Genomic DNA, 13957 nt, shown 5'->3' with positions numbered 1-13957 from the left:
GCTCTAACCCAGGAAGAACCGGTCGTAGTCGGCGCTGACCACCGACCAGTCCCAGGTGGACAGGGCGTGCTCTGCGGCGAGCTTGGCACTGTGGCGCCAGCTCTCCTCGGTGGCGTTGATCCGCAGGATCCGTTCGGCGGCCGCCTCCGGCGTGTCCGCGACCCAGCTGTCCGGGTACACCGTGCGGGCGCTGTGGACCTTGCCGGCGAAGAACGGCCAGTCCCGCACCACCGGGACGGCGCCGCTGGCGGCGCCCTCCATGAGGCCCAGGTGCGCGCTTTCACGCACTGACGAGCTGAGCATGAACCCGACCTCGGTGAGCTTGCCCGCGACGTCGTCGGTCGGGCCGAGCCGCAGCACCGCACCGGCCTTGGCGAGCGGGGCCAGCTCCTTCTCCATCTTGCTCCGGTACTTCGCGGTGGCGCGACTGGACTTGGGGTCCATGTCGCCTCCCACCAGCACGAGGCGGTAGCGCTCGTCCTCTTCGCGGAGCAGGCGCAGCACCGCCACGGCCCAGAGCGGGTCCTTCACGACCTGCCCGACGCCGATGAGGCCGAGGCTGAAGCGGGCCTCGTCGGTCTTAGCGCGGGGGAACTCGCTGAGCTCGACCGCGTTGTACAGCACCTGCGTCCGCGGCGCCTGCGGACCGCGCAGCTGCGGCACCAGGGCGGTGGTCAGGTCCAGGACGTGGTCGCCGACGAAGACGAGGTCGTCGACGCGGGAGAAGTCGACCAGGTGCGGCCAGCGGGTGAACGCCTCGTAGCTGTGCAGCCGGACGACGATCCGGGTGTCGCCCGGGTCGACAGTGGTCAGCATGGCGGCGGGGCCCACGCACCAGTCGAGGAACACGGTGTCGGCCCAGTCGAGGTGGGGGCGCAGCAGGTCTTCGACCAGCTCGGCGTATTCGTCGTCGCCGCCCATGCGCTCCATGATCATCCGCTTGTCGGCCCACGAGATCCGTTTGAGCGAGGGCTGCGTCGCCACGTCCAGGTAGCGGACCTCGACGCCGTGGTGGTTGCGGTAGCGGTCGAGGATGTGGTGCAGGAAGTTGTCGTTCGCGCTGGTCGCGACCAGCAGCCGCAGTGGCCGGTCGGTCGGGGCCGGTGCGGCCGGGCGGACGCGTCCGCGCGGTGTCATGACCGTGCGCATCGCGTTCGACCCGTGGAAGCGCTTGACGAAGGCCTCGGGGTCGTCGGCGAGCGGCGAAGTGAGCTGGTCGATGTGGACGACCCGGTGGAAGCCGAGGAAGAGGGCGCGCTGGAGTGCCTGGGCGGCCTCCTCGTACCGCTCGGCGGCCTGGAGGCCGTCCGCGTGCGCGAGGAGCGCCTGCACCGCCGCTGCCATGTGCTTGGGGTTGGTGCCCCGGTTGATCTCCTGCGTCACGGCCTTGTCGAGGAGCTCAGCCTTGATCGCCGGGTCCTTGATCTTGGAAGCGGTCAACGCGAGGGCGTAGGCCCCGCCGCTGTGGCGGCCGGCCCAGTTCATGGCCTCGTTCACCCGGAGCCCGGTCTTGACGCGGATCGAGGCGGGCACGCCCGGAACGCGCAGCGGCAGGCGCCACAGGCGCGCGCCGATGGACGAGCGCATGATGGGCTTGGCGGTGAGGGTGCGTGCCGTGGAGGCCGGCAGCCGCTGCATGGTCTTGGCGAAGTCGCGCGCGATGACGGACGGCGGGGGCGCGAAGGCGCCGCGGGGGCGGGCGGGGCCGTCCTCGCGCTGGTTGAGGTCGCGCACGGCGTCGATCGCGGGGGCCAGGCCGTAGACGGCCTTCGCGGCGCGGTTGCGGTGGGCGAGCTGCCAGACGGTGTAGACCGCACCCTCGTCGAGGGCGACGAGGACGTGGGCTTGGCGGGCATGGTCGCGCAGCCACGGGTCCTTGCGGCTGCGCAGCCAGACCCGCTCCCCGAAGGGGAGTTCCACGTTGCGCCGCCGGTTGTAGGTCGAGAGCCGGTGCGTGTCGGTGAAGTCGATGTCGACCAGCTGCCCGGAGATCCAGGCGGCCGGGACCGAGGCGGCGTAGGAGACGCGGGCGCCTTCGGCGCCGAGCGTCCGCACCGCGTCGGCGAGGACGCTGATCGGTGCGGTCTTGCCGCTGATGAACAGCACGTCGATCACTGGGAGTCGCCTTTCCTGGCGGGCATCTCGCTGACCAGCTTCTTCACGGCCGCGGACATGATGATCTCACGCGTGAACCGGTCGGCGTGGGTCATCGCCTTCGCGTGCTGCTCAGGGGTGGACTCGACGGCCAGGTGAGCGGCCTCGACGAACGCGTCGGCCAGGGCCTCCCAGTCGATGCCGCGCGGTCCGGTCCAGAGCGGGTGCCCCTTGAGGACGTTCGAAGCGTCGTGGTCGATGGCGTGCGCGGACACGATCGGCAGGCCCGTCGCCATGTACTCGTAGACCTTGCCGGAGGTCACGTAGCGGCCGCCGATGAGGATGAGCACCAGGGCGTCCCACCGGGCGTAGGTGGCGGCGACGTCGGCTTTGGCGACCGGGCCGCCGTAGGTGACCCCGTCCGCCTCGGCGTCGCGCAGCAGTTCGACCTGCGGGCTGGCGCCGCGGACGGAGCCGTGGCCGATGTGGCCGCGGACCTCGAAGCGGGCGTTGGCCAGCAGCGGTTCGCGTTTGCGGGCCGCCCGCCAGCCGTCGAGGACGGCGCCCAGGTGCTCGGTGGAGAAGTTGACCGTGCCGAGATAGCCGAAGACCAGGCCCGACTCGGGGTCGGGGCTGTGCGCCCGGCCGGGGGCGCTGTCCACGTCGTAGCCGTTGCGGACGACGTGCACGCGGTCGGCCAGCTCCGGGTAGCGGGCGCGGTAGTGCTCGGCGATCGGGTCGTTGACCACCCACAGGCTGGTCGCGGAGCCGAGGACGCGCTCCTCCCAGCGGCCGTTCTCGGAGTCGCGGGTGAAGGCTTCGCGACCGTCGATCACGTCGATCGACCAGCCGTCCCGGAAGTCGACGGCGTAGGGGACGTGCGCCTCTTCCCACAGCCGCCAGGCCGCGGCGAGGTTGGTGTACGGGACGCAGGTGGCGAGCACCAGGTCGGCCGGCTTGTCCTTGTGGATGCGCAGGACCGCGTCCTCGAGCGCGCCGCGCCAATCGCCGAAGTTCATCTCGGGGAAGGTCTCCTGCTGGCGGTCGCGCAGCGACCTGACCCACTTCGCGGGGGTGAGGGCCCGCCGCTCGCCGTAGCGGCGGATGTCGGTCTCCAGGTCTTCGCGCCGCAGCGGGAGCTTGACGATCGCGATTCTCGGGTCGACCTTCTCGGAGAGGGTGTGGTCGAGGCCCGACTCCAGTTTCCAGGACTCGTCCTCGATGGTGACGACCGTGACGTCCCAGCCCTGGGCGGCGAACTGGTTGGCGGTCTCACGCATCCGATAGGCGCAGCTCTTCGCGGCCGGGGGGAACCCGATCGCGAGATAGATCAGATGGGGGCGCTGCTCACCGCGCCCCGGTCCGGGTGCCCTGTCGTGCCGAGCGGGCCCGGATGTTGCGAAGGCTGACATGGTAGTGGACGTTAGCATGGTGCGAAAGGGCTCTGAGCTGTCTGGATGAAGAACGTTAAGTGGACCTCCCGGTCTGGTAAGCCGCCGGGGGACGGCCTTGACGACTGCGAATGCGGTCCGGGCGGTGCCGCAGGAGCTCGGGCCGGGGCCTACCGGGCCGGGTCTCGGACGACCACGCCTGCGTCGAATGCGGACGGACCCCGCATAGGGCGATCCGCAATTGCAATTGCGGCTTCAATGGGAATCGAAATGAATCGCGAATTTCCCCATGCTGCATTCGAGGACAACTGCGGGACAACGAAAGGTGAATGACCTCGTTCCGTACTATGCAGTCTCGAGCAGCGGCCGTTTTCGCCGGCCGACGGGAATCTGGAAGGACCGTCCCCGATATGAACGCAGCCTCCGCCCCTGGGCGCGTGGTCATGGTCGTCGCCAACCGCATCGACGGCGACTCCCGGGTGCAGAAGTCGGCCCAGTCGATGAGCGAGGCCGGCTGGGACGTCCACCTCGTCGGCCTTTCCGTGTCCGGCAGGCAGGAGCACTACCGGCACGGCGACGCGACTTATCACAAGATCCCCGTCCCCAAGATGGACCCGCCCAAGAACCTCCGCCGCCGCCTCGCCGCGCTCCGCTACCCGCTCGCCTACGGCGACACCGCCCGCATCAAGCACGGCGACACCCGGATCAAGGCCGAGCGCATCGAACTCGAGGCGATCGACGACGAGCGCGGCCAGGGCCGCGACGGGCTGCTGCGCCCGCCCCGGCACGTGCGCCGCCTCGCCCGGAAGGTCCAGCGGTTCTGGATCGGCCGCCGCATCGGCCAGACCAGGGCCCGCGACTCCTATGCCGCCCGCGACGACGGCCGCATCGACCGCTTCGAACGCGGCTGGTGGACCCTGCTGCTCGGCGACCGGGTGTGGCGCCGCCTCGACATCGACGCCGTCCGCATCGAACTCGCCCTGCAGCCGGAGATCATCCGGCTCGAGCCGGACCTCATCCACGCCCACGACATGCACCCGATCGGGATCTGCGCCCGCGCCGCCGCCCGCATCCGCCGCTCCGGCCGCACCGTCAAGCTGCTGTACGACGCGCACGAGTTCGTGCCCGGGTGCGACACCCTCCCGGCCGACCGCTTCGAGTCCCTGGTCCGCTACGAACGCCGCTACCTGCCCGGCGCGGACGCGATCGTCACGGTGTCCGAGCCGCTCGCGGAGCTGCTGCGCGAGCACCACGGCCTCGACCGAACGCCCGCGGTCGTGCTCAACGCACCGCTGACCCCGGACTACTCGCGCCCGGACCCCGGCGACATCCGCAGCGCCTGCGGACTCGGTGCCGACACGCCGCTCGGCGTCTACTCCGGCTGGGCCGCACCGGAACGCAAGATCGAATGGATCATCGAGGCCGCGGCCCGCATCCCCGGCTTCCATGTCGCGTTCCTGGTCAACCGCCCCAACCATCCGTACGTGAAGTCGCTCATCAGCCTGGGAACGGCGCTCGGCGTCGCCGACCGCCTGCACTTTCGCGGGTACGTCGACTACGCGGACCTGCCGCGGTTCCTCTCGACCGCCGACGTCGGGATCCACCCGATGCAGTCCGGTCCGATCAACCACGAGATCGCGCTGCCGAACAAGTTCTTCGAGTACAGCCACGCACGGCTGCCGCTCGTCGTCTCCGACGTGAAGACCCTGTCCGAGGAGGTGCGGCGCATCGGCAACGGCGAGGTGTTCGCCTCGGGCGACATAGGCGGCCTCGTCGTCGCGATCGAGAAGGTCCTCGCGAATCCGGACGCCTACCGCAGCGCCTACCGCGACCCGGACGTCCTCGCCGAATACACGTGGGAACGCCAGGTCCACACCTACGTGGAGCTGTACGAGGAGCTGATCGGCCCCGCCCCGGTCCCGGTTTCCGAAGGAGCCCTGGGCGTCTGACGCACGCGAACGCGGCGCCCGTCTTGACGGGCGCCGCGTTCGGATGTTCGTTCGTGCTGAGGAGTGCCGCATGGGACGGCGGGTTCGCCGTCCCACCTCGCGGCCCGATGCGGCGGGTCGACCGGTCGCTACCGGCGGGGGAGGTGCGCCTCAAGGGTCGCGACGACCGCCTGGCCGGCCTTCCCGTCGCCGTACGGGGCGCCGGGGCGCTGCGCCGGGGCGGGCCGGGTCGCCGTGGCGTGCCAGTCCTCGACCGAGAGTCGGTCGGGGCGCGGCACGAGGACGTTCCAGCCCTCCTCGATGGTCTCGACCCACTCGGTCTCCGTACGCAGCGTGGTGCAGACGCGGCCGAGCAGGTACGCCTCCTTCTGGAGCCCGCCCGAGTCGGTCACGACTCCCGACGAGGCCAGCACGGCCGCCACGAGGTCGCGGTACGGCAGCGGCTTGGCCGCGAACAGCGAGCCCTGGGTCAGCTTGAGCCCGTACTGGTCCGCCTTCGCCTGCAGGCGCGGGTGCGCCAGCAGCACCACCGGGATCGGCAGGCCCGTCATCGACTCCACGAGCGCGGCCAGCAGCTCGGGGTCGTCGGTGTTCTCGGCGCGGTGGAGCGTGGCGACGAGGAACGGCGCGGCCGGGTCGACCTCGGCCGGCAGCTGCGGTCGGGTCCCGTCCGCGAGCACGCTGTCGCGGGTCTGGAAGCACACGTCGACCATGACGTCGCCGACATTGACGGCGCGGGCGCCCAGGCCCTCGTTCGTCAAGTGCCGCAAGGCTTCCTCGGTCGGGGCGAGCAGCAGGTCGGCGCAGTGGTCGGTGAGGACGCGGTTGTGCTCTTCGGGCATCCGCCGGTTGAAGGAGCGCAACCCGGCTTCCAGGTGAGCGACGGGGAGGTGCTGCTTCACGGCCGAGAGCGCGCCGGCGATGGTCGAGTTCGTGTCGCCGTAGACCAGCACCCAGTCGGGCTGCTCGGCGTCGAGGATCGGATCGATCGCGGCGAGCATCGCACCCGTCTGGGCCCCGTGGCTGCCCGAACCGATGCCGAGGTGGAAGTCGGGCTCGGGGATGCCGAACTCGGTGAAGAACACGTCTGACAGCTCCGGGTCGTAGTGCTGTCCAGTGTGGACCACCACATGCCGGTGATCGGTGCCCGCGAAGGCCTTTGCGACCGCTCCGAGCTTCACCAGTTGCGGGCGGGCGCCGACGATGCTGACGACCTTCATGCGGACTCCTCGTTACTTGCTGACAGATTGCTCTCGGACAGTTCGCCGTCCGCTTCCACGTACTGTTCACCGGTCTCGGGGCAGCGCCACAGGCCGGCCCCGGCGTTCTCCAAACGGGCGCCGGCGCGCCCGACCCATCCGGCCTGCCGGGCCGGCACGCCCATGACGAGCGCGAAAGCGGGCACGTCCTTGGTCACCACGGCTCCGGCGGCGACCATGGCCCACCGGCCGATGCGCACCGGCGCGACGCAGACGGCGCGCGCCCCGATCGAGGCGCCCTCGGCGACCTCGACGCCCACCGCGTCCCAGTCGGCGGCCTTCTTCTGACTGCCGTCCGCCGAGACCGCCCGCGGGTTGTGGTCGTTGGTGAACACCGCGGCGGGTCCGACGAACACGCCGTCGGCAAGGGTCGCCGGCTCGTACACCAAGGCGTAGTTCTGGATCTTGACGTTGTCGCCGATGCGCACGCCGGTACCGATGTAGGCGCCGCGGCCGACGACGCACGATTCGCCGAGGACCGCGCGCTCGCGGATCTGCGCCAGCTCCCAGACCGCGGAGCCGTCGCCGACGCTCGCCGTCGGGTCGACCTGAGCGGATTCCTGAATCCTGTAAGGCATGTGCTGCTTTCGATAGAGAAATGGCGCGGCCGGCGGCCGGCGCCCGCTGGGCGAATTATACGGGCCGCCGATTCGGACTCGACCCAACCGAATTCGAGCGAACGCCACTGGGACGCGGCCTGCCCGGGCGGCCAACTGCGGGCAAACCGAAGGTGAAAGGAGAACGCCGTTCGGATGCCAACTGCATAGGCGGCCAACTGCGGGAAAACGAAAGGTGAAGGAAGGGACTCCGTATCATCTGCGCTTGAACGACGGACGGATCGACTCCGGCCGGAACCCTCGGAGGAAACATGGCGCAGCGCCCAGGTCGCATCGTGATGCTGGTCCAGAACGGCGTCGTCGGCGATTCCCGTGTGCAGAAGGAGGCGGCTTCGGCCGCCGCCGCGGGTTGGGAGGTGTTCCTCTTGGGCCGTACCGACAAGCGCGCCGAGACCTGGGACCTCGGCGGCGCGACGGTGCGGCTGGTGCCGACCGGGCGGGACTTCGACAAGCGCCGCCACGAGGTGCGCCGCCCGTGGCTGCGCAGCCCGTTCGCGTACCCGCCCGGCCCGCTCGAGTCGTACCGGCGCAAGCAGGTGCAGGCGTGGAATGCGGACCTCGCGTACGAGCGGGCCCGCCTCGCGGCGAAACCGAATGCGGTCGCCTCGCTCGGTCTCGGCTGCAGGACCGCCGCGGTCAAGGCCGCGAGCCTGTGGATCCGCGGCCGCACCCGCCTCAGCCGCCGGGTGCGCGAGCGCCGCGAACGCGCGGGCGGCGCGGTCGACCGGGCCGCGTTCCGCTTCTGGAAGGGCGTCCTCGGCGACCGGGCCTGGCGCCGGCTCGACCCGGCCCTGTGGGACCTGGAGCTCGCGTTCGGCCCCGTGATCGACGAGCTGGCCCCTGACCTGATCCACGCCAACGACTTCCAGATGCTCGGCGTCGGCGCCCGCGCGAAGCTGCGGGCCGCCGCGAAGGGCCGCGACGTGAAGCTGGTGTGGGACGCGCACGAGTTCCTGCCGGGCATGAAGCCCTGGAAGGACCACCCGTGGTGGCACGCGGCGCAGGTCGGGCACGAGCGCGAGTTCGCTCCGTATGCGGACGCGGTCGTCACCGTCTCCGAGCCCCTCGCCGACCTCCTCGTCGCCGAGCACGGCCTCGCTGAACGGCCGGTGATCGTCATGAACACCCCCGACATCGGCGACCATACCGACGATGACGTACCCGACCTGCGTGAACGGTGCGGGATCGAGAAGGACACGCCGTTGATGATCTACAGCGGCGTCCCGCTCGTCCAGCGCGGGCTCACGATCATGGTCGACGCGCTGCCCTCGCTTCCGGAGGTCCACACGGCATTCGTGGTCTCGAAGCACCACTGGGCGTACGTCCGCGGACTGGCCGCCCGCGCCGAGGAGCTCGGCGTGGCCGACCGCGTCCACATCCTCCCGCACGTCGAGCACCACCAGGTGGTCCGCCACGTCGCGGCCGCCGACATCGGGGTCAGCCCCAACCACCACCACCAGAATCACGAGATCTCCTTGAACACCAAGTTCTTCGACTACTCCCACGCGCGGCTGCCGATGGTCGTCTCGGACGTGAAGACCATCGCCGAGACCGTCCGCCGCACCGGTCAGGGCGAGGTCTTCCGCGCGGAGGACACCGCCGACTTCGTGCGCGCCGTCAGGCAGGTGCTCGCCGACCCCGAGCGCTACCGCAGGGCCTACCTGGACCAGGTGCCGCTCCAGGAGTGGACGTGGCAGCGCCAGGCCGAGCACCTCGCCGGGGTCTATGAGAGCCTCATCGGAAGCCCGCCAAGGAGGACCGCGCAGTGAGCATCGAACGCAACGTCGCCGTCGTCACCCCCTGGTACCCGGACGCGCAGCGGCCCTACCGCGGCTCGTTCGTGCAGGCCATGGCCGCGGCCGTCGCCCCCGGGCTCGACCGGCTCGACATCTACCACCTCGACGGCTGGGCGGTCAGTCCTGAACCCGCACGGCTCCGACGCGTCAGGGACCTCCACACGCAGTTGCTGCCGAGGGCGATGAAGGCCGCCGAGGCCGTCGGCGGCGCGTCCCTGTACCGCTTTCCGGCCATCGTCGAACGCAGCCGCGACCACGCCGTGCACGCCCGCCGGTACGCCGAATGGCTCGGGGTCGCGTTGGACGGCAGGAGGATCGAGGCCGACGTCATCCACGCGCACGTCCCCATGCTCGGCGGCTACGCCGCGCTGGAGCACTGCCGCTCCGGCGCGAAGGTCTACACCACCGAGCACTCCTCGTTCCTGCCGGAAGTCCTGTCGCAGGCCTCCTCCCGAGAGCTGTACGACGAGATACTGCACCGCAGCGCGGGCAGCTTCGTCGTCGGCGCACCGCTGCACGACCTGATCGCCGAGGTCTTCCCGCATCACGCGGCCAAGATCCAGTACATCGCCAATCCGATCGACTTCACCGCCGGTCGCGAGCAGGCGCCTCGGGACCTGCGCCGCTGGCTGTCCGTGGCAGGCCTCGTCGAACGCAAGCGCATCGACTACCTCCTCCAGGCCTTCGCCGAATGCCATGCCGAGGACGGCACGCTCACTCTGACGCTCGCGGGCGAAGGCGTACTCCGCGCAGCACTCGTCAAGCTCGCCGAGGAGCTCGGCATCAGCGAAGCGGTCTCGTTCATCGGCTCGGTCGACCCTGGCGACATTCCCGCGCTCATGGCCGACCACGACCTCCTCGTCCACACCAGCCGCCACGAGACCTTCGGCGTCGTCGTGGTCGAGGCGATCGCCGCCGGCATCCCCGTGCTCGTCACCCGCTCCGGCGGCTCCGACCAGGTCCTGGCCGGCATCGAAGAGGACGCCGGACGACTCGTCGACGTCGTCGACGACCCCGGGGCGTTCGCCGACGCCTTCAGGGACCTGCGCGAACGCCACCCCGGCAAGACCGACCTCGGCCGGGCCCGGGAGCACCTGCGCGCCAAGTACTCCTACGAGGCCGTCGCGGACCACCACCACCGCATCTGGTTCGGAGCCGCCGCATGAACCTCCTGTTCCTCGCCCCGGCGGCCAGCCGCAAACGGGCCGTCGCCGTCGAGACCCGCCGCGCCGTCGAGGACGGCCACCGCGTCGTCCTCATCGCCGAAGCCGGCATCCGCCGGCAAGGCTGGGAGGACCTCGACCCCCGCGTCGAAGTCGACTGGCTCGACGCCAACACCCTGAGCGCCACCGAATCTCCCGCGCTCGCGGTCCTCGCCCGCCGCCTCCCGCTCGGGCTCCTGCGCCGCCTCGGCCGCGGCCCGCTGCGCCGCCCCGCGGACAAGGTCGCCCGCCGTTGGGAACGGTGGGTCGTGCAGCCCCTGGACCGGCGACTGCGCGCCGGCACCACCGCACTGCGCGAAGCCCGCCAACTCGAGCGCATCCGCGCCCGTCTCGAGTACGAGACCCCTGACTGGCTGGTCGTCTGCGAGCCCAAGGCCCTGGAACTCGGCATCGAGTTCCTGCCCGCCCTCCTCGCCGAGCGACCCGGAACCATCACCACCTACGCCTACGAGCCCGCCCGGGGAGGCGACGATGCGCGATGAGGCCCCGGCCCGACCGAGGGTGCTGTATCTGGCGTTCTACTTCCCGCCCTCGCGCGCCAGCGGCGTCTTCCGCGCCCGCGCCACCGCCAACTACTTCGCCGAGGCCGGCTGGGACGTCACGGTCGCCCGCGTTCCGCAGTGGTTCCTCACCGACGTCGTCGGCTCCACCGACGAGGGCCTCGCCGCCACCGTCGACCCGCGCATCGCCACTGTCAGCCCCGCGCTCGACGACTTCGCCTGGGAGACCGACATCCGGGAGTTCGGGCGCTTCCGCGGGAACTTCCCGTTCCTCGCCTCGAGGTGGCACCGGTGGCGCCAGCGTTTCAAGTTCCCCGACCGGTACGCCTCCTGGGGGGAGTCCGCAGTCGAGGAGGGCCTGCGGCTTCACGTCGAACGCCCCTTCGATCTGGTGATCGCCACCGGGAACCCGTTCTCGGCGTTCGGGGCCGCTTACGAGCTGTGGCGGCGCACCGGGGTGCCGTACATCGTGGACTACCGCGACTCGTGGACGCTCGACCTGTTCACCAACGAGGACGCGTTCCCCAAGGGCGACAAGGCCTGGCGGTGGGAGCGGCGGATCCTCGACAACGCGGCCGAGGCGCTGTTCGTCAACGAGGCGCTGCGGTCCTGGCACGCCGAGCGCTACCCCAAGGCCGCCGAGCGGATGCACGTGGTGCTCAACGGCTGGGACCCCGACGTCCTCCCCGAGATCCCCGCCTCCACGGCGGACGAGAGCCGACCGCTGTCGTTCGCTTACATCGGGACGCTCACGGCGAACCAGCCCGCCGGCGCCATGCTGGACGGCTTCCGGCATATGGCGGAGACGGGACGGCACCCCGGCGCGCGGCTCGACCTTTACGGGCACCTCGGGTTCTTCGCGAAGTACGAGTCGCGCATGCGCGGTGAGCTCGGCCTCGAAGAGGAGCAGGAGCAGGTGCACCACCACGGCCCGGTCTCCAAGTCCGAGATCGGCGAGGCCTATGCCGCCAGTGACGTGCTGGTCTTCCTTGTCGGCGGTTCCAAGTACGTGACCTCTGGAAAGATCTTCGAGTACATGGCCACCGGCAAGCCCATCGTCTCGGTGCACGAACCCGGCTCGGCCGCGGAGGAACTGCTCCGCGACTACCCGCTCTGGTTCAACCCCGGCGCCCTGGAGCCGGCCGCGGTCGCCGCCGCGATGGCCGACGCCGGGGATGCGGCCCGCAAAGCCGACCCGGAACTGGCCGAAAGCGCCCGCACCTACGGGGCGGGCTTCACCCGGTACCGCGCCCTCGAGGCATTCGAGCGGCGCGCCCGCACCATCGCAGCGGACAGGAGCCCTCGATGACCGCCGATCTGCAGCCCCTGCCCGAACGCGTCGTGATCCTCCTGTTCGGCAACGGCGCCATCAAGCGCACCAACGACTACGCCTGGCAGATGGCCCGCCGCGGCGTGCGCGTCCAAGCGGTCGTCGCGGACGGACAGGGCTGGCGCCGCGCGCCCTTCCTCCATCCCAGCGTCGAGGTGTACTCGCTGGCGAAGCCCGAGAACCGCCAGCCGCTCCTGTGGCTGTACGAGGCGCTCGTCGAGCGCGCCCCCGCCGCTGTGCTCCGCCGGCTCGAGGGCAGGCTCCCCGGCGCGGGCTTCGCCCGCCGCGCCCACCGCAAGGCCGCGGGCTTCTGCCGCCGCAACGTCTTCTGGAAGGTCTACCGGCCCTTTCGCCACCAGGCGCTCCGCGCGATCGCCCTGCGCCGCCTCGGGCGCCTCGATCTCGGCGCCGCCGACCACGTGGTCTGCCCCGACCCGGCGGCCGTTCCGCTGGCCTGGTCGATCGCCAGGCGCCACCCCCGCCCCGTCGTCACCCGCGCGCTGCACTACGGCCCGTACAAGCCCTACCCGGTCGTGAACCCGATCGAGCCCTGGGACCCTGACGCGGCGGAGGCGCCGCACCGAGAGCCCTACACCCCGCTGTAACGCGAAACCCGGCTAAACAGCCTAAATCGCCCACCAATTCGGAGCGAACAGAGGCCACAGCCCCGCCTGACCTTGGAATGAGACGATCCTTCTCGTCTTGAGGCGCTGTTTCCAATGTTGCGGCGCACGTGTTATGCCACCGTGACCTGCGGCCGGGACGCGGGCGGCTACGCTGCAGACATGCTGCGTTCTGTCATTCTCGCCGCCGCGAGGTCATCGAAGATCGAGCGGCTCGTCGGCACCGCACCGGTGACGCGATCGCTCGTCCGACGCTACGTCGCGGGCGAGACCACGGCCCACGCCGTCGCCACCACGAGGACCCTCGCGGCCGACGGACTGCTCGCCACGCTCGACTACCTCGGCGAGGACACGGTCGTCGTCGAGCAGGCCGACGCCACCCGCGACGAGTACCTCGGCCTCCTCGCCGCCCTCAAGGGCGAGGGCCTCGCCGGCTCCACCGAGGTCAGCGTCAAGCTCTCCGCCCTCGGCCAGCGCATCGACCCCGAGCTCGCCTACGACCGGGCCCGCGAGATCTGCGCCGCCGCCGCCGACGCCGGCACCACGGTCACCATCGACATGGAGGACCACACCGTCACCGACTCCACTCTGGAGATCGTGCAGCGCCTCCGCGAGGACCACCCGGCCACCGGCGCCGTCCTCCAGGCCTACCTGCGCCGCACCGAGGACGACTGCAAGACCCACGCCGTGCCCGACTCGCGCATCCGGCTCTGCAAGGGCGCCTACAAGGAGCCCGAGTCCGTCGCCTACCAGCGCAGCCTCGACGTCGACCGGTCCTATGTGCGCTGCATCAACGCGCTCATGGCCGGCGAGGGCTACCCCATGCTCGCGACCCACGACCCGCGCCTGATCGAGATCGGCATCGACCGGGCCCGCTGGTACGACCGCGGCAAGGAGTCGTTCGAGTTCCAGATGCTGTACGGCATCCGCCCCACCGAGCAGCTGCGCCTGGCCGCCGAGGGGTACCGGATGCGCGTCTACGTGCCGTACGGCGACCAGTGGTACGGGTACCTCATGCGCCGCATGGCCGAGCGCCCCGCGAACCTGGCCGTCTTCGCGCGGTCACTGTGGACGAAGTCTTAGAGAGTTCTCAGGAACCGGGCCGGGGGGGGCCTGCGCCGCCCCGCCCGGGGGCGGGTGACGGCGGTGGGCGCCCCGGGCCCCCCACCCAACCA

Annotated in this window: 11 protein-coding genes; 7 read left to right on the top strand and 4 right to left on the bottom strand. The window is 70.9% G+C overall.

The window, feature by feature from the left end:
- Positions 1-3: 3 nt before the first annotated feature.
- Both O2L52_RS10380 and O2L52_RS10375 read right to left on the bottom strand, forming a co-directional pair.
- Positions 4-2115: a glycosyltransferase family protein gene (locus O2L52_RS10380; protein WP_270115311.1), complete on the bottom strand. Its 2112-nt coding sequence runs from the start codon at positions 2113-2115 to the stop codon at positions 4-6.
- On the bottom strand, positions 2112-3374 hold the full coding sequence (locus tag O2L52_RS10375; protein WP_270115310.1) for a glycosyltransferase: 1263 nt from the start codon (positions 3372-3374) through the stop codon (positions 2112-2114). Before O2L52_RS10375 ends, O2L52_RS10380 begins: the two co-directional genes overlap by 4 nt.
- Before the next feature lie 521 nt (positions 3375-3895).
- Here O2L52_RS10375 and O2L52_RS10370 point away from each other — a divergent pair.
- Positions 3896-5434, top strand: a complete 1539-nt coding sequence (locus O2L52_RS10370; protein WP_270115309.1) for a glycosyltransferase family 4 protein — start codon at positions 3896-3898, stop codon at positions 5432-5434.
- Between the two features lie 128 nt (positions 5435-5562).
- Here the strand turns inward: O2L52_RS10370 and wecB are convergent, their stop codons facing one another.
- On the bottom strand, positions 5563-6654 hold the full coding sequence (gene wecB, locus O2L52_RS10365) for a non-hydrolyzing UDP-N-acetylglucosamine 2-epimerase (RefSeq protein ID WP_270115308.1): 1092 nt from the start codon (positions 6652-6654) through the stop codon (positions 5563-5565).
- The gene (locus tag O2L52_RS10360) at positions 6651-7271 is read right to left on the bottom strand and encodes an acyltransferase (protein WP_270115307.1); all 621 of its coding nucleotides are present in this window, start codon (positions 7269-7271) and stop codon (positions 6651-6653) included. The genes wecB and O2L52_RS10360 overlap by 4 nt, the downstream gene beginning before the upstream one ends.
- A 290-nt stretch (positions 7272-7561) precedes the next feature.
- On the opposite strand from O2L52_RS10360, the gene O2L52_RS10355 reads away from it, so the two are divergent.
- The 6 genes from O2L52_RS10355 (at position 7562) to O2L52_RS10330 (ending at position 13865) form a co-directional block, all read left to right on the top strand.
- Positions 7562-9079 (top strand): glycosyltransferase family 4 protein, encoded by a 1518-nt coding sequence (locus tag O2L52_RS10355; RefSeq protein ID WP_270115305.1) that lies wholly within the window; start codon positions 7562-7564, stop codon positions 9077-9079.
- Complete coding sequence (locus O2L52_RS10350) at positions 9076-10272, top strand: glycosyltransferase (RefSeq protein ID WP_270115304.1); 1197 nt, start codon at positions 9076-9078, stop codon at positions 10270-10272. Before O2L52_RS10355 ends, O2L52_RS10350 begins: the two co-directional genes overlap by 4 nt.
- Complete coding sequence (locus tag O2L52_RS10345) at positions 10269-10811, top strand: hypothetical protein (protein WP_270115303.1); 543 nt, start codon at positions 10269-10271, stop codon at positions 10809-10811. Before O2L52_RS10350 ends, O2L52_RS10345 begins: the two co-directional genes overlap by 4 nt.
- On the top strand, positions 10801-12138 hold the full coding sequence (locus O2L52_RS10340; RefSeq protein WP_270115302.1) for a glycosyltransferase: 1338 nt from the start codon (positions 10801-10803) through the stop codon (positions 12136-12138). Before O2L52_RS10345 ends, O2L52_RS10340 begins: the two co-directional genes overlap by 11 nt.
- Positions 12135-12764, top strand: coding sequence for a hypothetical protein (locus O2L52_RS10335; protein ID WP_270115301.1), 630 nt, complete (start codon positions 12135-12137; stop codon positions 12762-12764). The genes O2L52_RS10340 and O2L52_RS10335 overlap by 4 nt, the downstream gene beginning before the upstream one ends.
- A 180-nt stretch (positions 12765-12944) precedes the next feature.
- Entirely contained in the window at positions 12945-13865 is a 921-nt protein-coding gene (locus O2L52_RS10330) for a proline dehydrogenase family protein (RefSeq protein WP_270115300.1), read from the top strand.
- The last annotated feature ends 92 nt before the right edge of the window (positions 13866-13957 follow it).

The organism is Glycomyces algeriensis, assembly GCF_027622855.1.
GTDB classification, from domain to species: Bacteria; Actinomycetota; Actinomycetes; order Mycobacteriales; family Micromonosporaceae; genus Glycomyces; species Glycomyces algeriensis.
Note: the sequence above shows the minus strand (reverse complement) of the source record. Positions and strands in the feature narration are given on the sequence as shown.